We start from the raw sequence: 18,997 nt of genomic DNA, 5'->3' as shown, positions 1-18,997 counted from the left end.
CGATGACGACCTACTCGATCGCCCTGATCCCTGGTGACGGCATCGGCCGCGATGTGACCGCCGCCGCTTGGACAGTGCTGGAAACGGCGGCCAGGAACTTTGGCTTTGCCGTAGCGGGAACCGAGTTGCCTTGGTCGTGCCGCTTCTTCAAGCAGACGGGCTGCATGATGCCCGAGGACGGCATCGAGACCTTGCGCGGCTTCGACGCCATCCTTCTCGGCGCGGTCGGCTGGCCGGCGGAGGTGCCGGATTCCGTTTCGCTGCACGGCCTGCTGCTGCCGATCCGCAAGGCATTCGTGCAGTACGCCAACATCCGGCCGCACCGCCTGCTGCCGGGCGTCACCGGACCGCTGCGGGCGGAAAACTTCGACATCCTGTGCATCCGCGAGAACACCGAAGGCGAATATTCGGGCGCCGGCGGGCGCGTGCATCAAGGCACGCTGGACGAGGTCGCCGTGGAGACCTCGATCTTCACCCGTGCCGGCGTCGAGCGCATCCTGCGCTTCGGCTTCGAGCAGGCGCGGGCGCGGCGCGGCAAGCTCGCCTCCGTCACCAAATCCAACGCGCAGAAATATTCGATGGTGTTCTGGGACGAGATTACCCGCAAGCTGGCCGCCGAGTACTCCGACGTCGAGGTGACCAGCTATCATGTAGACGCGCTCGCCGCGCGCATGATCATGACGCCGGAGAGCCTCGACGTGGTCGTCGCCTCCAACCTCTTCGGCGACATCCTGACCGATATCGGCGCAGCGATCCAGGGCGGGCTCGGCTACGCGGCCTCCGCAAACATCAACCCCGATCGCTCGGCGCCATCCATGTTCGAGCCGGTGCACGGCTCCGCGCCTGACATCGCCCATCTCGGCATCGCCAATCCGATCGCCACCATCTGGTCCGGCGCAATGATGCTCGACCATCTGGGCGAAAAGGCCGCGGCCAGCCGCGTGATGAAGGCGATCGAGGCGACGACCGCGCGCGGTGTTGGAACAACTGCCGGCAAGGACACCACGGAAACCATCACGGCCGCCATCGTCGCGGCATTCCCCTGATTGCAAGGTCGTTTTCGATGAAAAATCTGAAAGACAAAAGTCTCTTCCGTGATGCCGGCCTGATCGGCGGTAAGTGGGTCGCTGCAGGCTCCGGGAGGACGGTCGAAGTCGTCGACCCGGCAACGCAGGCAGCGATCGGCACGGTGCCCGACATGGCCGGTCCGGAGACCCGCGCGGCCGTGGAGGCCGCGGCTACCGCATATGGGAACTGGAAGAAGAAGACCAACGCCGAGCGCGCTTCCCTGCTGGAAGCCTGGCATGGCCTGATGCTCGCGCATCTGGACGATCTCGCGCGATCCTGACGACGGAACAGGGCAAGCCGCTGGACGAGGCCAAGGGCGAGATCCGCTACGGCGCGTCCTTCGTCAAATGGTTCGCCGAGGAAGCCCGCCGCATCAACGGCCACACCATCCCCTCGCCGACGCCAGACAGGCGCATCATCGTGCTGAAGGAGCCGGTCGGTGTGTGCGGCATCATCACGCCGTGGAACTTCCCCAACGCGATGATCACCCGCAAGGTCGCGCCGGCGCTGGCTGCCGGCTGCACGGTGGTGATCAAGCCATCCGAATTCACCCCCTTTTCGGCGCTGGCACTCGGCGTGCTGGCCGAACGCGCGGGCATCCCCGCCGGCGTCATCAACATCGTCACCGGCATGCCGGCCGAAATCGGCAACGAGATCATGGCGAACGAGACCGTTCGCAAGATCTCCTTCACCGGCTCGACGCGGGTCGGTTCGCTGCTGATGCGTGGCGCGGCGGACAGCGTTAAGCGGCTCAGTCTCGAACTCGGCGGCAACGCGCCTCTCATCGTCTTCGACGACGCCGATCTCGATCTCGCCGTCGAGGGCGCGCTTGTCTCGAAGTTCCGCAACGGCGGCCAGACCTGCGTCTGCGCCAACCGCATTCTCGTCCAGGCCACTGTCTACGAAACCTTCGCCGCAAAGCTTTCCGCCCGCGTCAACGCCATGACGGTGGGGCCCGGCACGCAGCCTGGCGTCACCATCGGGCCGATGATCAACATGGCGGCGGTCGAGAAGATCAACCGCCATGTCGACGACGCGATCGCCAAAGGTGCTGTGATCATCAGCGAGAAGCCGGCGCTGCCGGAGGGCCCTCAATATGTCGCGCCGCTGGTGCTGACCGGCGCCACGAAAGACATGCAGCTCGCCGGCGAGGAAACGTTCGGCCCGGTCGCGCCGCTTTTCCGGTTCGAGACGGAAGAGGAAGCGATCGCGCTCGCCAACGGCACGCCCTACGGGCTTGCTTCCTACTTTTACACAGAAAACCTGAAACGCGCCTGGCGCGTCGGCGAGGCGCTAGAGTTCGGCATGGTGGGACTCAACACCGGCTCGGTCTCGATGGAAGTGGCCCCCTTCGGCGGCGTCAAGCAGTCAGGCCTCGRCCGCGAGGGGGCGCAGGCCGGTATCGAGGAATATCTCGAGATGAAGAGCTTCCACATGGGCGGGCTCAGCTGAGGCAATTGGCTGAAGCCCGACCGGGCCGGATCGACGATCACTGAATCCGGTCGAGCGCCTTGTAGTAGAGGCCGACCATCGGCAGGAACCAGGGCTTGCCGGAATAGCCGGGAATGGAAGGCCACTCGAGCCCCTTCATCGGATTGCGGTCTTCGCGGCCGAGCATGGCATCGGCCAGGATCATGCCGAGATGGGTGGAAAGCTGCGCGCCGTGGCCCGAATAGCCCATCGCGTACCAGACACCGTCATGGTAGCCGGCCCGCGGAAAACGGTCCTTGGTCATGTCGACCAGCCCGCCCCAGCAATAGTCGATCTCGACCTTGGCCAGTTGCGGGAAGATCGCCGCAAGGCCTGCCTGCAATATCTGTCCGCTCCTGGCATCGGAGCGCTGGTCCGATGTCGCCGAGAAGCGTGCGCGACCGCCGAAGATCAGGCGCCTGTCCGGCGAAAGCCGGAAGTAGTTGCCTATGTTCATCGATGTCACGCAAGTCCGGTTGCCGGGCATGGTCGCAGCGATCTCGGCGTCGCTCAACGGCCTTGTAGCGATGATGAAGCTGCCGACGGAGATGATCCTGCGGCGGAAATAGCCGAAATTCGGCGTCGTGTAAGCGCCGGTCGCCACCAGCACATTATCTGCGCTGATCCGCCCGCGGGAGGTTATCAGCTCATGCCTGCCGCCGGCCTGCTTGCGTTCGCTCACCGCCGCGTTCTCGTGGATCACCGCACCGTGGCGGGCGGCGGCCGTGGCCAAGCCTGCCACATAGCGGCCCATATGCATCATGGCGCTCTTCTTCGACAGCATCGCGCCGTGGAAGGGCGAGCCAATCTCGGACTTGAGATCGGCCGTCGACAGCAGCTCCGTATCCGGATCGACTTCGGCATGGAGGGCTTCGAAGTTGCGGACGATCGCTTCGAAATGCAGCGGCTTGGAGGCGAGCTTCAGCTTGCCGGCGCGGCGGAAATTGCAGTCGATGCCCTCTTCGGCGACCAGCGCCTCAATGGTATCGACAGAGTCGTCGAGTGCCCGATAGAGCGCAATTGCGCGTTCCTTGCCGAGCTCCGCCTTGGCCGAGAGATAGCTGTGGGCGAGGCCGTTGTTCAAGTGCCCGCCATTGCGACCGGATGCGCCCCAGCCCACCCGCTCCGCCTCCAGCACGGCCACCTTGGCGCCGGCCTTCGCCAGTTGGCGCGCCGCGGCGAGACCGGTGAAGCCGCCGCCGATGATGGCGGCATCGTAGTGCCCCTCGACCGGGCCCTGCGCCCCGCCGGAAAAGACAGGGGCCGTGTCGTGCCAGTAGGAGACGAACTTCATCGGCAACCCGCCTGTTTCAGAGACCGACCACGCCTGGAAGACCGGAAATGTCTGATATCTCGACATAGCCATAGTACGGGTTGGCTGGCTCGTGGCCCCGGTTGACCCAGACCTTGTTCTTTATGCCAAGATCGTGCGCCGACATCAGGTCGTAACGGAACGAAGACGAGCAGTGAAGGATGTCCTCCGTGCCGCAGCCCAGCATGTCGAGCATGTATTCGAAGGCTTGGAAGCGAGGCTTGTAGGCCTGCGCCTGCTCGGCCGTGTAGACGGCATGAAACGGCGCGCCTAGCTTTTCGACATTGGACATGATCTGCGCGTTCATGGCGTTGGACAGGATGACCAGCGGAATCTCCTTGGCCACCTTCGCCAGGCCGGCCGGGACGTCCGCGTGCGGTCCCCAGGTCGGGACACGCTCATAGACCATCCTGGCGTCGTCGGCGCTGAAGGCGACGCCATTGCGCTTGCAGGAGCGCTCGAGCGCGTTGTGAACGACGTCGGCATAGGGCTTCCAGTCGCCCATGATCTCGTCGAGCCGATACGCCGCGAAGTTCTTGATGAACTCCTGCATGCGCGGTTCGTCGAGCCGGCTGCCGTAGAGGTCTCGCGCCGCTTCCGCCATCTGGAAATGGGTCAACGTGCCGTAGCAGTCGAAGGTGATGTATTTGGGCCTGAAGGAAGCCATGTCCGTCGATCTCCGGTGGAAGCACATCCGCGCTGGGATGTATTTCATCATAGGACGTCTGGTGGCGACCCACCTGACCGAAATCGCCCTCCCGAAAGCAGAAAGTTCCGTATCCACCATCCGGTTTGGCACGCTGTAGCATCTGCCGTGCCGAAGCGGCGCCGTGCGAGATGTGAAGCAAGTCCGCCGTGGAGGGTGCCAGCACAAGATGCGGCGCACGCCTCGCGCTACGGCGAAAGATACTGTCGAAGCCAAAGCCTTCAGATGATCTGCGGCGCGCCGATGACCGAGACTTGGGCAGCAGACGATAGGGATGCCTCATGCCGCAGGGCGAGATCGAAATCCAGGACTTCGGGCCGGACCATATCGAGGGAGCGGTGGCGCTTTCTCGCCAGGAGAAGTGGCCGCATCGCCCCCAGGACTGGCAGATGGCGCTGCAGCTCTCAAGCGGCGCGGTCGCGCTCGACGACGAGGGCCGTGTCACCGGAACCATCCTGGTAACGCCCTACGGCGCGGATTGCGCCATGATCAACATGGTGATCGTCGACAGGAACGTGCGTGGCAAGGGGCTCGGGCGCCGGCTTATGGATCAGGCTCTCGCCCTCGCCGGCGACCGTCCGCTGCGGCTCGTCGCGACGACTGACGGCATGCCTCTTTATCAGAAACTGGGCTTTGTGCCCTCCGGCACGATCCTGCAGCATCAGGGCACGGTTGCACAGCTCGTCGCGCCCGACGGCGTGGAAGCCGCACGCATCGACGATCTGTCGGACATCAAGGCGCTGGACCGCGACGCCTATGGCGCCGACCGCGAAGCCCTGATCGATGCGCTGGCCGAGCACGGCCAACTCGCGGTTATCCGCCGCAACGGCGCCATCGAAGCCTATGCCGCGATTCGCCCGTTTGGACGCGGCGAGGTGATTGGTCCGGTCATCGCGGGAAGTGCCGCGCACGCCAGGGCCCTGATCAGCTTCTTCGCTGCGCCGCGCCCCGGCGCCTTTCTGCGTGTGGATACCGACAGCCGGACCGGCATTGCCGGCTGGCTCGAAGACATCGGCCTCACCCATGCCGGCGGCGGCGTGGCCATGGACCGTCCGCCCAAGACGGGCGCGGAACAGACCAGGCCAAAAGTTTACGCCCTCGCCAACCAGGCGCTCGGCTAGCGCGGAGGACAACAATGCTCGCCAATTCCCTGATCGATCTCGACCGCGCCCATCTCATCCATCCGGTCTCCTCATACCGCGGCCATGAGGCGCTCGGCGTGCGCGTCTTGAAATCGGCGAAGGGTGCGACCGTGACCGATGCGTCCGGCAAGCAACTCGTCGACGGCTTCGCTGGGCTGTGGTGCGTCAATGCCGGCTACGGCCACGACAGCATCGTCGAGGCGGCAGCTAGGCAGATGCGCGAGCTTCCCTACGCCACCGCCTATTTCGACCTCGGTTCGGAGCCGGCCATCCGGCTCGCCTCGGAACTGGCCGAACGCGCGCCAGGCGACCTCAATCACGTCTATTTCACGCTCGGCGGGTCTGACGCGGTCGACAGCACGATCCGTTTCGTTCGCTACTATTGGAATGCCAGGGGCGAGCCGAAACGCGACCAGTTTATTTCCATCGAGCAAGGCTATCACGGATCGTCGGTGGTCGGCGCGGGCCTGACCGCCCTGCCCGCCTTTCACGCCGGTTTCGGCATTCCCTTCGAATGGCAACACAAGATCCCCTCGCCCTACCCCTATCGCAACCCGGTAGGCGAGGACGCGAACGCGATCATCGCCGCATCGCTCGCCGCGCTGAAGGCCAAGATCGAGGATCTCGGACCGGAGCGGGTCGCTGCCTTCTATGCCGAGCCGATCCAGGGGTCGGGTGGTGTGATCGTCCCGCCGAAGGGCTGGATTAAGGCGATGCGCGAACTCTGCCGGGAGTACGGCATCCTGTTCATCGCCGACGAGGTGATCACCGGCTTCGGCCGCACGGGCCCTCTCTTCGCCTGCACGGACGAGGACATCGTTCCCGACTTGATGACGACCGCGAAGGGGCTGACCTCGGGCTATGTTCCGATGGGCGCCGTATTCATGGCCGATCATGTCTACAACGTCATCGCCGATGGCGCGGGCGCTTCTGCGGTCGGCCACGGCTATACCTATTCCGCCCATCCCGTCAGCGCCGCCGTCGCGCTCGAGGTGTTGAAGCTCTACGAAGACGGCCTGCTGGAGAACGGCATCAAGGCCGGCGCTCGCCTGATGGCGGCGCTGGAGGGCCTGAGAGACCACCCGCTGGTGGGCGACGTGCGTGGTCGCGGCATGCTTGCCGCGATCGAACTGGTGGTCGACAAAAGGGGGAAGACACCGCTTCCCGCATCGGCCATGCCGGCGCGGCGTGTCTTCGACAGGGCGTGGGACAACGGTCTCATCATCCGTGCCTTTGCGAATGGGGTTATCGGCTACGCTCCCCCGCTCTGCTGCACCGACGAAGACATCGATGCTATCATCGAGCGCACGCGCCGGACGCTCGACCAAACATTGGACGATGCTGATGTCCGCCAGGCCCTGGCATGACGGGCGACGAATACCCCGTGTTTCGAAATAGCGCCGGGGCAGACGATTTCGCAATTTTGTGCCGCCCCCTCACGCCTTTTCGGCGAATCCAGCGCGGGGGAAGTGCCAGACTGTCCTTAAGACAAGGCCAGAAGGCCCGAATTTCCGAGCTTTTGAAAAGGCCGACGCTCCGGGCAGCACGGAATTTTGTTCTGTTCAACACCATGCAATTCGGCCGCGCGCAGAGGAGAGCCAGTCTTGGCCAGGGGCTTTAGCGAATTCAAATACATGACCTTCGACGTCGTCGGCACGCTGATCGACTTCGAAGGCGGCATTACCACCTGCCTGGCCGGGATTGCCGGTGACGCTGGCGTTTCCATCGATGGCGAAGCTGCGCTGGCCCTGTACCGGCAGGCCCGCTACATGCCCGATGCAGGGCTGTTCCCTGACGATCTCGTGCGTGTCTACATGGTCATCGCGCCGCGGCTCGGCCTGCCGGCCGAGGAGAAATACGGCGTCCGCCTGCGGGACTCCGCCAGCACCTGGCAAGGCTTTCCCGACAGCGCGGCGGCGTTGGCCGAGCTTGCGAAGTCACACAAGCTGATTGCCATGACCAATGCCCGGCGCTGGGCGCTCAATCATTTCGAGAAGCAGTTGGGATGGCCCTTCTTCGCCACCTTTACCCCCGACGATACCAGAACGGAGAAACCGGATCCGGCGTTCTTCCAGAAGGTCTTTGATTTCGTCGCCTCCCGGGGTGACCGCAAGGACGACATCCTGCACGTCGCGCAAAGCCAGTATCACGACATCGGCATATCCCGGACACTTGGCCTGACCAACTGCTGGATCGAACGCCGGCACGCCCAGAAGGGCTATGGCGGCACGATCGAGCCGGAGCGCTTCACCGCCCCGGACTACCACTTCACCTCAATGGCCGCATTGGCGTCGGCCGTGCGGGAAAGCCTGAAGGAACGAACCTGAGCCCAAGCCCGGAAAGCCGCAACAAGACGAGCATCCCGACCAAACAAACAGAAAGGGGAATAACATGACCGACAAGATCACGAACTGGACCAGCGCAGACGATGCCATGGTCGAAAACGCCATTCGGCGGGGCGCGAACCGCCGCGAACTTCTCAAGATGCTGTTGGCCGGCGGCGCCGCGGTTGCCGCGGGCAGCCTGGTGCTCGGCCGCGCCACCAATGCCGTCGCCGCTGAGCCGGTTTCCGGCGGAAACTTCAAAGCCGCCGGCTGGTCGTCATCGACCGCCGACACGCTTGATCCTGCAAAGGCGTCGCTCTCCACCGACTATGTCCGCTGCTGCTCGCTCTACAACCGCCTGACTTTCCTCGACAAGGATGGCGTCACGCAGATGGAGCTGGCCGAGAGCTTCGACAGCAAGGACGCCAAGACCTGGACGGTGAAGCTGCGCAAGGGCGTCACCTTCCACGACGGCAAGGACCTTACCGCCGACGACGTCGTCTACTCGCTGAAGCGCCATCTCGACAAAGCGGTCGGCTCCAAGGTCGCCAAGATCGCCGCGCAGATGACCGGCTTCAAGGCGGTAGACAAGTCGACCGTCGAAATCACGCTCGCCGACCCGAATGCCGACCTCCCGACCATCCTGGCGCTGCATCACTTCATGATCGTCCAGGACGGCACCACCGACTTCTCCAAGGGCAATGGCACCGGAGCCTTCGTGCTCGAGGCTTTCGAACCGGGCGTGCGGTCGGTGGTCACCAAGAACAAGAACTACTGGAAGTCGGGCAAGCCCTATCTCGACTCTTTCGAATTCATCGCTATCAGCGACGACAGTGCCCGCGTCAACGCCCTGCTTTCCGGCGACATCAATTTTGCGGCTTCGATCAATCCGCGCGCGATGAAGCTCATCGGCGGCCAGCAGGGCTTCGAGTTGTCGAAGACGACCTCGGGTAACTATACCGACCTCAACATCCGGCTCGACATGGATCCGGGCAGCAAGGCCGATTTCGTGGCCGGCATGAAGTATCTCGTCAACCGCGAGCAGATCGTCAAATCGGCATTGCGCGGCCTTGGCGAAATCGGCAACGACCAGCCTGTCTCGCCGGCAAACATCTTCCACAATCCCGACATCAAGCCGAAGGCTTTCGACCCGGACAAGGCGAAGTTCCACTTCCAGAAGTCAGGCCTGCTCGGCCAGTCCATCCCGGTGATCGCTTCCGACGCCGCGACCTCGTCGATCGACATGGCGGTGATCATCCAGGCCGCCGGCGCGGATATCGGCATGAAACTCGACGTCCAGCGCGTCCCGGCCGACGGCTATTGGGACAATTACTGGCTCAAGGCGCCGATCCATTTCGGCAACATCAATCCGCGCCCGACGCCGGACATCCTGTTCTCGCTCCTCTACGCTTCCAACGCGCCGTGGAACGAAAGCCAGTACAAGTCCGAGAGTTTCGACAAGATGCTCATCGAGGCGCGCGGCTCGCTCGACCAGGCCAAGCGCAAGGAGATCTACGGCCAGATGCAGGCTATGGTCTCCGAGGAGGCCGGCACCATCATCCCGGCCTACATTTCCAACGTGGATGCCCTCTCCAGTAAGGTGAAGGGTTTGGAGGCGAACCCGCTCGGTGGCATGATGGGCTACGCAATGGCGGAATATCTCTGGCTTGAAGCCTGAGAGACGCCTGCCGGGGGCCGGTCAGCCAGCCCCCGGCAGTTCACTGCGCAAGATTGCTTGGCCGAACAACCGCAGGGAGCGCTTCCATGACATCTGGGGTTCTCAACCTCGTGCTGAAGCGGCTGGGGATCGCGGCCGTCACACTTTTGATCGTGCTGTTCGCCGTGTTCTTCGCCACCAGCATGCTACCCGGCGACACCGCGTCGATCCTACTCGGCCAGGCGGCGACTCCTGAAGCGGTCGCCGGCCTGCGTGAGGCTATGCATCTTAATGATCCGGCGATCCTGCGCTTCCTGCTCTGGCTTCTCGGCCTGCTCCATGGTGACCTCGGCACCTCCTATGCCAACGAGATGCCTGTTGCGGCGCTAATCGGCGGGCGCCTGGTCAACACCATGAAGCTCGCCGGCATCACCACGCTGCTCTCGGTGCCACTGGCGCTGACGCTCGGCATCACCGCCGCCATGTTGCGCGGCTCCGTCTACGACCGCACGGTCACCATCCTGTCGATCGGCGTCATCTCCGTGCCAGAATTCATGGTCGCGACCCTCGCGGTCCTGCTCTTCGCCGTTTATCTCAAATGGCTGCCGGCGCTGTCCTCGGTCAACGAGGCGCATTCGCTGACCGATCTCGTGCGCATCTATGCAATGCCGGTGATCACGCTCACCTTCGTCATCTCCGCCCAGATGATCCGCATGACCCGCGCCGCGGTGATCGAGACGCTCTCCACGCCTTATGTCGAGATGGCGCTTCTGAAAGGCGCCTCGCGCAGCCGCATGGTCCTGAGGCACGCGCTCCCTAATGCGCTTGGGCCGATCGTCAACGCGGTAGCGCTTTCGCTTTCCTATCTGGTCGGCGGCGTCATCATCGTCGAGACGATCTTCAACTATCCCGGCATCGCCAAGCTGATGGTCGATGCGGTCGCCACCCGCGACCTGCCGCTGATCCAGAGCTGCGCGATGATCTTCTGCCTCGGCTATCTCTTTCTCATCACCGCCGCCGACGTCGTCGCCATCATGTCCAACCCGAGGCTCAGATGACGACAGCGCGCGTGACAACCTCTCGGCGGTCCTTCCTGGGCCACAGCTACAGCCTCGTGGGCGTCGTGGCCGCGCTGGTCATCCTGGCTTGGACGCTCGTCGCGATCCTTGCGCCCTACGTGATTCCCCATTCGATCGGCGACATAGTCGACGACGACTATTTCGGCCCGATGCGCCAGGGACTGTGGCTCGGCTCGGACTATCTTGGGCGCGATATGCTCTCGCGAGTTCTGATGGGCGCCCGCTACACCGTCGGCATATCGCTCGCCGCCGTCTCCATCGCCTGTTTTTCGGGCGTCGTGCTGGGGATGATTGCGGCGGTCACCGGTGGCTGGCTCGACACCTGCCTCAGCCGCTTCCTGGACGCCATGAACTCCATCCCCAGCAAGCTGTTCGGCCTTGTGGTCGTCGCCGCGGTCGGCTCGTCGATCCCGGTGCTGATCGTGACGCTCGCCGTCATCTATATCCCCGGCGCCTACCGCTTCGCGCGCGCGCTCGCCGTCAACATCAACACCATGGACTTCATCACCGTCGCCCGTGTCCGCGGCGAGAGCACCCTCTACCTCATCGGGTCCGAAATCCTGCCCAACATCATCCGCCCGGTGCTGGCCGACTTCGGCCTGCGCTTCGTCTTCATCGTGCTTTTGCTCTCCGGCCTGTCCTTCCTGGGACTCGGTCTCCAGCCGCCGCTCGCCGACTGGGGCGCGCTGGTGCGCGAGAACATCGGCGGCCTGCCTTTCGCGGCCCCCGCCGTCATCGTGCCGTCGCTGGCAATCGCCAGCCTCACCATCAGCGTCAACCTGCTGATCGACAACCTGCCGCAGAAGATCAGGGACCGGGACGCATGAGCAATCTCGTCGAGGTCAGGAACCTGCGGATCGAGGCGAAAACCGACTCCGGACGACTTGTCGAAATCATCAAGGGCGTCAGCCTCGACATCGCCTACGGCGAGATCGTCGCCCTGATCGGAGAAAGCGGCTCCGGCAAGACCACGGTGGCGCTCTCGCTGATGGGCTATGCGCGGCCCGGCTGCCGGATCACCAGCGGCGAGATCAATGTTGGCGGCAAGAACATGGCTACCCTTTCCGAAAAGGAACGCGCCAGGCTGCGCGGCACCGACATTGCCTATGTCCCGCAAAGTGCCGCCGCCTCGTTCAACCCTTCCTCCACGATCATGGAGCAGGTCATCGAGGTCACGCGGATCCACAAGCTGATGCCGCCCGAACAGGCGCGGCAGCGCGCGGTGGAGCTGTTCAGGGCGTTGTCGCTGCCCGACCCGGAAGGGATCGGCACCCGTTATCCGCACCAGGTTTCGGGCGGGCAGTTGCAGCGGCTGTCGGCGGCCATGGCGCTCATTAGCGATCCCAAGCTGGTCATCTTCGACGAGCCGACGACGGCACTCGACGTGACGACGCAGATCGACGTGCTGAAGGCATTCAAGTCGGTCATGCGGGCGGGCGGCGTGGCGGGTGTCTATGTTTCCCATGACCTCGCGGTCGTGGCCCAGATCGCCGACCGCATCGTGGTGCTGAAGGGCGGCGAAGTGCAGGAGACCGGCACTACTGCGGCAATCCTTTCGGCTGCCCAGCATCCCTATACGCGCGAACTGCTGGCCGCCTTCGAACCGAAGCCGCGGCAAGCACATGCGGACGCAGATGCCGGGACCAAGCAGCTGCTGCGTATCGACAATGTCACGGCCGGCTACGGCCCGGTTCGGGATGACGGACTGCCACTCATCCGCGCGGTCGATTCCGTCAGCCTGGTCGTCGAGAAGGGGCGCAATCTCGGCGTCATCGGCGAATCCGGCTGTGGAAAATCGACGCTGGCGCGCGTTATCGCAGGCATCCATCCTGCTGCGACCGGCGACATCGTCTTCGACGGCAAGGACCTGCAGCGCGCCGCCAGGAAACGCAGTCAGGACCAGCTGCGCGAGATGCAGATCGTGTTCCAATATGCCGATACTGCGCTCAATCCGGCCAAGCCGGTGGAGGACATCATCTCCCGTCCGCTGGCCTTCTATCACCGGCTCGACAGGCAGGCGCGCGCGAAGCGCGTGGACGAGCTGCTCGACATGGTGCGCTTGCCAAGGGGCCTGCGCTACCGTCACCCATCGGAGCTCTCTGGCGGCCAGAAGCAGCGCGTGAATTTCGCACGCGCGCTGGCGGCCAACCCCAAGCTGATCATCTGCGACGAAATCACCTCGGCCCTCGACACGGTGGTGGCGTCCGCCGTGATCGAGCTGCTCAAGGAGCTGCAGCGCGAGCTGGGACTTTCCTACATCTTCATCAGCCACGACCTCTCCGTCGTCGAGGCCATCTGCGACGAGATCATGGTCATGTACAACGGGCAGCGGGTGGAACAGATCACGCCCGACAAGGTGACGGCGCCCACCCACCCCTATTCCAAGCTTCTGTTCTCCTCGGTGCCGAAGCTTGACCCGACCTGGCTGGACGGCCTCGTCCGCGACCCCGAACTCGTCAGCCAGTACGGCCACCGCTGACTACATCGACAAAAGGGCCACCGTTTCAGGAAGCAGCCGCCTCACCTCGGAAACAGGCTGGGCAGCGGCATGTGCGCCTTGACGATGGGAGACTTCAGCACCACGAAGCTGAAATACTTGTCGATGCCGATATCCATGTCGGTCAGCCGTTCCATGATCGTCTGGTACTCGCCGATACCGGCGGTCACGAATTTCATCAAATAGTCGTAGCCGCCCGACACGAGGTGGCATTCGATGACCTGGTCGATCTTCTCGACGACGGCGAGAAAGCGGGCGAAGTCCACCTGGCGATGGTTCTTCAAGGTGATTTCGGTGAACACGGTCAGCGTCTGGCCGAGCTTGCCGATATTGACCTGTGCGGAATAGCCCTCGATGTAGCCTTCCGACTGGAGTTTCTTCACCCGCATCAGGCACGGGCTTGGCGACAGATGCACCAGATCGGCCAATTCCACATTGGTGATGCGGCCGTTCTTCTGCAACTCGTAGAGGATCTTGATATCGATCCGATCCAGTTTCACGGCCGTCTCCGCAGAACGCGCGCCACAGCACAAAATGCTGCCTTGCTAGTAGCCATTGACACTACCACAGCCCGCTGGCCTGTCCATCCAAGCGATGCCGCATTGAAACGCAGTGACTCCCGATTTCAACCGGGCTGCCGGAATAAAATTCTGCTTCGGCCTCAACTGCGGCAGCGGCTGCCTGCGCAACGCGTTAGGATTGGCGCTTCAAAGGTAGAGGGACCATGCGCGCGCCGCTGCAGCAAATCGAAACATCTGGCGAACTGCCACAGTCCGCGGACGCGGTGGTGATCGGCGGCGGCATTGTCGGCGTCTTCGCGGCCTACTACCTGGCCAGACGCGGCATGAAGGTCGCTCTTGTCGAAAAGGGGCGCATCGGCGCCGAGCAGTCCTCCAGGAACTGGGGATGGTGCCGCCAGCAGAACCGCGACGGCCGCGAACTGCCGATGGCGACCCGCAGCCTCGATCTGTGGGACAGCTTCGCGACGGAAACCGGGGAGGACACCGGCTTTCGCCGTTGCGGCCTGCTCTATCTCAGCAATGACGAGGCGGAACTGGCCGGCTGGGCGCGCTGGCGTGACTTCGCCAGGACGGCCGGCGTCACCACGCTGATGCTCGACGGCGCTGAGGCCAGCGAGCGGGGTCGCGCCACGGGCCGGACCTGGAAGGGCGGTGTCTTCTCGCCGACCGACGGCACAGCCGACCCGTCGCGCGCCGCGCCCTCGGTCGCTCGTGCCATTTTCAAACTGGGGGGCTCCGTGCACCAGAGCTGCGCCGCGCGCGGTATCGAGACCGAGGGCGGTCGCCTGAGCGGCGTGGTCACCGAAAGCGGAGCGATCCGGACGAAGCTGGCCGTCCTGGCCGGCGGTGCCTGGGCCTCCTCTTTTTGCCGGCAGTTCGGCTTCCGCTTTCCGCAGACGTCGATCCGTTCCTCCATCCTGTCCGTCTCGCCGGGTGCTGAAGGTCTGCCGGATGCGCTGCACACGGCAAGGATCTCGGCCACGCGTCGCGGCGACGGCGGCTACACACTCGCCATAAGCGGCCGCGGCCGGGTGGACGTGACGCCGCAGCAGTTGCGCTTCTCGCCGCATTTCCTGCCCATGTTCTTGAAGCGCTGGCGCAGCCTCGCACCCGGCGGTCTGCAGGGCATGCGCTCGGGCCACGAAACGCTCGGTTGCTGGCGGCTCGACCAACCGACACCGATGGAGCGGATGCGCATCCTCGATCCGGCCCCGGATCAGGCGACCATCCGCCTGACCCATGCCCGGGCGCTCGAACTCCTGCCCGACCTCAGAAAGACCAGGATCAGTGCGGCCTGGGCCGGTTACATCGACAGCACGCCGGACGGCGTGCCCGCCATCGGCGAGATCGATACCATTCCTGGTTTCTTCCTGGCTGCCGGGTTTTCGGGACACGGCTTCGGCATCGGCCCGGGCGCCGGTCACCTCGTCGCCGATCTGGTGACCGGGTCGGAGCCGATCGTCGATCCGAATTCCTATGATCCCCGGCGCTTCGACGCTTCAGCCTGGGGGAAGGTCGCCGATTTCTGAGACGTGATCCATGTCTTCCTGTGTGGACTCCGGAATTGCATCAGCCGTCCCGGAGGAAGGCACCGACAGGCGCCGGCCGGACAGGCGCCTGTCCGCGAAACCGGCCGACAGCGTCGGCCGCACAGCCGGCCTGGGCCGCCACGAGTTCGACGGCAGCCAACTGGCAGTAGCGCCCCTGGCATCGCCCCATGCCGACGCGCGATAGCGATTTCGCCCTGTTGGCCTCGCCGCCGCCGAAATCCACGCTCTGGCGTACGGCTCCGGCTGTCACGTTCTCGCAGCGACAGACGACCGCCTCATCGGGAAGTGCCCGCGCCATCGCTGCCGGCCAGGGAAAGGCGTAAGCCAGGCCGCGAGCAAAGCGCTCGAGCCGTGCCAGCTTGCGCAAATCGACGCCGGTGGCGGACGCAGGAATTCCGAGATCGGCAAGGCATGCCGCAGCCGCGAGACGCCCAGCGATCTCCGCGCCATCCGCTCCCAGAAGACGAACCCCATCGCCCGCCAGGTAGACTCCGTTGCCGGCACGACCCATCTGGTCGGTCCTTGGCAGCCATTGCCGCCATTGCTCGTCATAGGTGAAGGTGCATCCCACAAGGTCGGCCAGATGCGTCTCTGCCCGCAGGTGCCAGCCCATGCCGATCATGTCGCAAGGGGTGCGGTGCTCCCGGCCGCCGGCGTCGCGCCAGCGCATCGCCGCGACACCTTGCTTGTCGGCCTCGATCCGTTCGAGCGTCACACCCGCATGGTAGCGGCCGCCGAGCCTTGCTCGCAGGGCCATGCCGCGCAGCGCAACCAATGGCCGGGCAGCAAGTCCCCAGACCGCCCCTCGCATCTGCTGGCGCCAGGGCGAGGTGTCCAACACCGCCGCCACATCCGCTCCGGCCTTGACAAGCTGGGCGCCGACCAGCGTCAGCAGTGGCCCTGATCCCGTCAGCACGATCCGCCGCCCAAGCGCCACGCCCTGCGCCTTGAGCGCGATCTGCGCCGCGCCGAGGCTGTAGACGCCGGCGCTCTGCCAGCCCGGCACCGGAGCGACACGGTCGGATGCGCCGGTGGCAAGGATCAGGCGGTCATAGAAGACCACCTGCACACCACCCTCCCCCAGCACGTGCAGCCGACCCTCATGCACTGCGATGACCGAGCTCGCCGCACAATGGGTGAGCCGCCCCTCTGCGGCCAGCCGGTCGAAGAGCGAATGCAGCGCTCGCGCCTTCGCCGCCTCCGACCCGTAGAGTTGCTCCGGTGTGCGGGTGGAGCCGGCGGGCGGGCGGCGATAGATCTGTCCGCCAGCGCGCTGCCCTTCGTCGATCACCACCGGGTGGAGCCCGGCCTCCACAAGCGTCGCGGCGCCCCTTATGCCAGCCGGACCGGCGCCCACGATCACGATCCGCGGCGGCGGGGTCTCGCTCACGGCCAGCGCTCCGGTGGCATCGTGCGCAACCGCATGCCTTCGCTGAGAAGTGTCGAGCAAGCCCGCAGGCGCGGTCCCTCGTCCTGCCATACCCAGCAATCCTGGCAGGCTCCCATCAGGCAGAAGCCGGCCCGCGGCTCTGGTCCGAACTCGGACTTTCGCAACGCGTGCCCTGACGCCAGCATGGCGGTCAGCACGGTGTCGCCCGCCAGTGCACTGCGCATCTGCCCGTCGAGAAAGAAATGCAACTGCGCCCGGCCGCGCTCGGCCAGCCGGACGATGCGGCCGGCGGTGATCATTCTGCTGCTTCTCGCACGGGGCGAGGACGTGGCAGTTCGGGGAACCGCTCGCAGGCCGCATCGAACGCCGCCTGGACGCCCTCCGGCCCCGAACGTCCCTTCATGCGGCGGAAGATCTCCGTCTTGGCGAAGAACCGCCAATGGATCGGCAAGTCCCTCAGTATGGCGGTAAGCCGGTCATAGGCCGCTGGGGTCCACTGCGCTTCGTAACCGTCGCGCTCCGGACCGAAATGGAAATGGCCGGCGGCTGGCCCCTGGCGTGCGCGCAGCCTTTCCGTCGCCTGCTCGTCGACCTCGCCGTCGCGGATGACGACGCCATAGTCGCGCTCGGCAGCCGTTGGCGAGACATAGCCTCGCCGCACATCCTGTGCGACGCGCCAGGGCTCGCGCCCATGCGGATCGCCGCGCCCGCCGCCTCCGGCGGAACGGATATCGAGCACGTCGCCGGGCTGCAGCACCGCCGTGTCGATGTTGCCCAGCCGCCGCTCATGCTCGGTCCCCGGATTGACGACCATATCCGACAGGCCGGCCGCCTTGCCGCCCAGCACGCCCCAGGGACGAAAGAAGCTGCGATCCCGGTTGCGCGCCGTGATCCTTGAGTCGGGGGCGAAGACACGGAAGGCCATCTCGGTCGCCAGGCCGCCGCGCCAACGGCCCGCACCGCCGCTGTCCCTGGCGAGCCCGTATTTCACGAATTCGACCGGGGTCTCGGTCTCGGTGATCTCGATCGGCGTGTTCTTGAGATAGGCGGCATCGGCGCCCGACCCATTGGTCCCGTCGCGATGCGGCATCGCGCCACCGCCGCCCACCACCGGGTTCACCGCCGCGATGACGGTCCGGCTGGTACGTTCGTCCGTGGTCATGACGTTAACGATGCAGTTGTTGCCGGCGGGTGCCGCTGGCAGGCGGTCCGGCACCGCTTGCGAGAAGGCGCCGAAGATGACCGACCGCAGCCGGGCGCAGGTGAGCGAGCGCATGCCCACGGCGGCGGGGTATACCGGGTTCAACACCGAACCCGTAGGTGCGATGCAGGTGAACGGCCGGGTGAGGCCCGTATTGAGCAGGAGCTTCGGGTTGAGTGTGTAGAGGACGTAGTAGACACCCACCAGCAGCATAGTGTGGCGCGGGTCGCCACCTGAAGGCACGTTGAGCGAAGAGCCGAGCTGCGGATCGGAGCCGGTGAAGTCGAGCACCGCCTCGTCGCCCCTGATCGTCAGCGTCAGCTTCAGCCGGCAGGGATTGGCCTCGACCGAATCCTCATCGGCATAATCGGCGAACTCCCATGTGCCGTCGGGCATGGCGCGCAGCACGTCGCGCGCCTGCGCCTCGGCATGGTCGAGAAGCGCGGAAACACCTTCGATGAAGCCGGCCTTGCCGAACTTCCTCACCATTGCCTGGATCTTGCGCTCGCCGGTGTTGAGCGCCCCGACCAACGCCTTGATGTCGCCGATGTTGAGGTCGGGCTTGCGCACATTGGTGCTCATGATCCGCAGGATCGTCTCGTCGAAGACGCCCTCATTCACAAGCTTCATCGGGGGAAAGCGGATGCCTTCCTGATGGATTTCGGTCAGCGCCCGGCTGAGCGAAGCCGGCACCGCCCCGCCCATGTCGGTGTTGTGGATATGCCCCCCGGTCCAGGCGACGATCTCGCCATCGACGAAGACCGGCTTCCACAGATGCGTGTCGGGCGCGTGCGTGGCGACGTAGCCGGAATAGGGATCGTTGGTGAACGCAACGTCTCCCGGCCGGTAGTTGTCGACCATCGCGATAGCGCGGTGATACGAAAGCCCCGGATACCAGGTGGCGCCGAGGTCCATCGGCACGGCGAAGGTCGCGCCTGAACGGTCCATCAGCATCACCGTAAAGTCCTGCGTCTCCTTGACGAAGGCGGAGTGCGCGGTGCGGTGCAGTGTGTGGGCCATGTTCTCGGCCGCCGCGCGGGCATGGTTCGCCAGAACCTGCAGGTTTGTCCGGTCAAACAT

General features: G+C 64.9%; 16 protein-coding genes and 1 pseudogene. 11 read left to right on the top strand and 6 right to left on the bottom strand.

Features of this window, described 5'->3' with window-relative positions:
* Positions 1–2 precede the first annotated feature (2 nt).
* Both AC1DZP_RS14165 and AC1DZP_RS14160 read left to right on the top strand, forming a co-directional pair.
* Positions 3–1,046: a tartrate dehydrogenase gene (locus tag AC1DZP_RS14165; RefSeq protein WP_477303147.1), complete on the top strand. Its 1,044-nt coding sequence runs from the start codon at positions 3–5 to the stop codon at positions 1,044–1,046.
* A gap of 17 nt (positions 1,047–1,063) precedes the next feature.
* Positions 1,064–2,520, top strand: a pseudogene (locus AC1DZP_RS14160) (NAD-dependent succinate-semialdehyde dehydrogenase).
* 37 nt (positions 2,521–2,557) lie between these two features.
* On the opposite strand, the gene AC1DZP_RS14155 reads toward AC1DZP_RS14160, so the two are convergent.
* Both AC1DZP_RS14155 and AC1DZP_RS14150 read right to left on the bottom strand, forming a co-directional pair.
* Positions 2,558–3,832, bottom strand: coding sequence for an NAD(P)/FAD-dependent oxidoreductase (locus tag AC1DZP_RS14155; RefSeq protein WP_477303145.1), 1,275 nt, complete (start codon positions 3,830–3,832; stop codon positions 2,558–2,560).
* 16 nt (positions 3,833–3,848) lie between these two features.
* The gene (locus AC1DZP_RS14150; RefSeq protein WP_095091726.1) at positions 3,849–4,517 is read right to left on the bottom strand and encodes a haloacid dehalogenase type II; all 669 of its coding nucleotides are present in this window, start codon (positions 4,515–4,517) and stop codon (positions 3,849–3,851) included.
* Here AC1DZP_RS14150 and AC1DZP_RS14145 point away from each other — a divergent pair.
* From AC1DZP_RS14145 to AC1DZP_RS14110, 8 genes are all read left to right on the top strand, one after another.
* Positions 4,516–4,656, top strand: a complete 141-nt coding sequence (locus AC1DZP_RS14145) for a hypothetical protein (protein ID WP_457151150.1) — start codon at positions 4,516–4,518, stop codon at positions 4,654–4,656. The genes AC1DZP_RS14150 and AC1DZP_RS14145 overlap by 2 nt on opposite strands.
* 181 nt (positions 4,657–4,837) lie before the next feature.
* Positions 4,838–5,677, top strand: a complete 840-nt coding sequence (locus tag AC1DZP_RS14140; RefSeq protein ID WP_477303142.1) for a GNAT family N-acetyltransferase — start codon at positions 4,838–4,840, stop codon at positions 5,675–5,677.
* A 14-nt stretch (positions 5,678–5,691) separates the two neighbouring features.
* The gene (locus AC1DZP_RS14135) at positions 5,692–7,065 is read left to right on the top strand and encodes an aminotransferase class III-fold pyridoxal phosphate-dependent enzyme (protein WP_477303140.1); all 1,374 of its coding nucleotides are present in this window, start codon (positions 5,692–5,694) and stop codon (positions 7,063–7,065) included.
* 267 nt (positions 7,066–7,332) lie between these two features.
* Entirely contained in the window at positions 7,333–8,025 is a 693-nt protein-coding gene (locus tag AC1DZP_RS14130) for an HAD-IA family hydrolase (RefSeq protein ID WP_477303138.1), read from the top strand.
* 64 nt (positions 8,026–8,089) lie between these two features.
* Entirely contained in the window at positions 8,090–9,700 is a 1,611-nt protein-coding gene (locus AC1DZP_RS14125; protein ID WP_477303136.1) for an ABC transporter substrate-binding protein, read from the top strand.
* Between the two features lie 86 nt (positions 9,701–9,786).
* Complete coding sequence (locus AC1DZP_RS14120; RefSeq protein ID WP_095091041.1) at positions 9,787–10,737, top strand: ABC transporter permease; 951 nt, start codon at positions 9,787–9,789, stop codon at positions 10,735–10,737.
* Positions 10,734–11,585 carry an ABC transporter permease gene (locus tag AC1DZP_RS14115; RefSeq protein WP_457151864.1) on the top strand — a complete coding sequence of 284 codons (852 nt, stop codon included), beginning with the start codon at positions 10,734–10,736 and terminating at the stop codon, positions 11,583–11,585. The genes AC1DZP_RS14120 and AC1DZP_RS14115 overlap by 4 nt, the downstream gene beginning before the upstream one ends.
* Positions 11,582–13,237, top strand: coding sequence for an ABC transporter ATP-binding protein (locus tag AC1DZP_RS14110; protein WP_477303134.1), 1,656 nt, complete (start codon positions 11,582–11,584; stop codon positions 13,235–13,237). Before AC1DZP_RS14115 ends, AC1DZP_RS14110 begins: the two co-directional genes overlap by 4 nt.
* 41 nt (positions 13,238–13,278) lie before the next feature.
* On the opposite strand, the gene AC1DZP_RS14105 is transcribed toward AC1DZP_RS14110, so the two are convergent.
* Entirely contained in the window at positions 13,279–13,755 is a 477-nt protein-coding gene (locus AC1DZP_RS14105) for an Lrp/AsnC family transcriptional regulator (RefSeq protein ID WP_095091725.1), read from the bottom strand.
* A 224-nt stretch (positions 13,756–13,979) separates the two neighbouring features.
* On the opposite strand from AC1DZP_RS14105, the gene AC1DZP_RS14100 reads away from it, so the two are divergent.
* Positions 13,980–15,305: an NAD(P)/FAD-dependent oxidoreductase gene (locus AC1DZP_RS14100; protein WP_477303132.1), complete on the top strand. Its 1,326-nt coding sequence runs from the start codon at positions 13,980–13,982 to the stop codon at positions 15,303–15,305.
* Positions 15,306–15,345: 40 nt separating this feature from the next.
* Here the strand turns inward: AC1DZP_RS14100 and AC1DZP_RS14095 are convergent, their stop codons facing one another.
* The 3 genes from AC1DZP_RS14095 to AC1DZP_RS14085 are packed head-to-tail and all read right to left on the bottom strand — an operon-like array spanning position 15,346 to position 18,997.
* Positions 15,346–16,716 carry an FAD/NAD(P)-dependent oxidoreductase gene (locus AC1DZP_RS14095; RefSeq protein WP_477303130.1) on the bottom strand — a complete coding sequence of 457 codons (1,371 nt, stop codon included), beginning with the start codon at positions 16,714–16,716 and terminating at the stop codon, positions 15,346–15,348.
* A complete protein-coding gene (locus AC1DZP_RS14090; RefSeq protein ID WP_477303128.1) occupies positions 16,713–17,015 on the bottom strand; it encodes a (2Fe-2S)-binding protein in 303 nt (100 codons plus the stop codon). The genes AC1DZP_RS14095 and AC1DZP_RS14090 overlap by 4 nt, the downstream gene beginning before the upstream one ends.
* Complete coding sequence (locus AC1DZP_RS14085; protein ID WP_477303126.1) at positions 17,012–18,997, bottom strand: hydantoinase B/oxoprolinase family protein; 1,986 nt, start codon at positions 18,995–18,997, stop codon at positions 17,012–17,014. The genes AC1DZP_RS14090 and AC1DZP_RS14085 overlap by 4 nt, the downstream gene beginning before the upstream one ends.

The organism is Mesorhizobium sp. P2_F8 (genome assembly GCF_056403655.1).
This window is presented reverse-complemented; position numbering and strand designations above follow the sequence as displayed.

Coding starts and splice junctions, on each gene's coding strand:
- AC1DZP_RS14165 (WP_477303147.1), top strand. CDS start 3: ATGACGACCTACTCGATCGCCCTGATCCCTGGTGACGGCATCGGCCGC.
- AC1DZP_RS14155 (WP_477303145.1), bottom strand. CDS start 3,832: ATGAAGTTCGTCTCCTACTGGCACGACACGGCCCCTGTCTTTTCCGGC.
- AC1DZP_RS14145 (WP_457151150.1), top strand. CDS start 4,516: ATGTCCGTCGATCTCCGGTGGAAGCACATCCGCGCTGGGATGTATTTC.
- AC1DZP_RS14150 (WP_095091726.1), bottom strand. CDS start 4,517: ATGGCTTCCTTCAGGCCCAAATACATCACCTTCGACTGCTACGGCACG.
- AC1DZP_RS14140 (WP_477303142.1), top strand. CDS start 4,838: ATGCCGCAGGGCGAGATCGAAATCCAGGACTTCGGGCCGGACCATATC.
- AC1DZP_RS14135 (WP_477303140.1), top strand. CDS start 5,692: ATGCTCGCCAATTCCCTGATCGATCTCGACCGCGCCCATCTCATCCAT.
- AC1DZP_RS14130 (WP_477303138.1), top strand. CDS start 7,333: ATGACCTTCGACGTCGTCGGCACGCTGATCGACTTCGAAGGCGGCATT.
- AC1DZP_RS14125 (WP_477303136.1), top strand. CDS start 8,090: ATGACCGACAAGATCACGAACTGGACCAGCGCAGACGATGCCATGGTC.
- AC1DZP_RS14120 (WP_095091041.1), top strand. CDS start 9,787: ATGACATCTGGGGTTCTCAACCTCGTGCTGAAGCGGCTGGGGATCGCG.
- AC1DZP_RS14115 (WP_457151864.1), top strand. CDS start 10,734: ATGACGACAGCGCGCGTGACAACCTCTCGGCGGTCCTTCCTGGGCCAC.
- AC1DZP_RS14110 (WP_477303134.1), top strand. CDS start 11,582: ATGAGCAATCTCGTCGAGGTCAGGAACCTGCGGATCGAGGCGAAAACC.
- AC1DZP_RS14100 (WP_477303132.1), top strand. CDS start 13,980: ATGCGCGCGCCGCTGCAGCAAATCGAAACATCTGGCGAACTGCCACAG.
- AC1DZP_RS14090 (WP_477303128.1), bottom strand. CDS start 17,015: ATGATCACCGCCGGCCGCATCGTCCGGCTGGCCGAGCGCGGCCGGGCG.
- AC1DZP_RS14085 (WP_477303126.1), bottom strand. CDS start 18,997: ATGTTTGACCGGACAAACCTGCAGGTTCTGGCGAACCATGCCCGCGCG.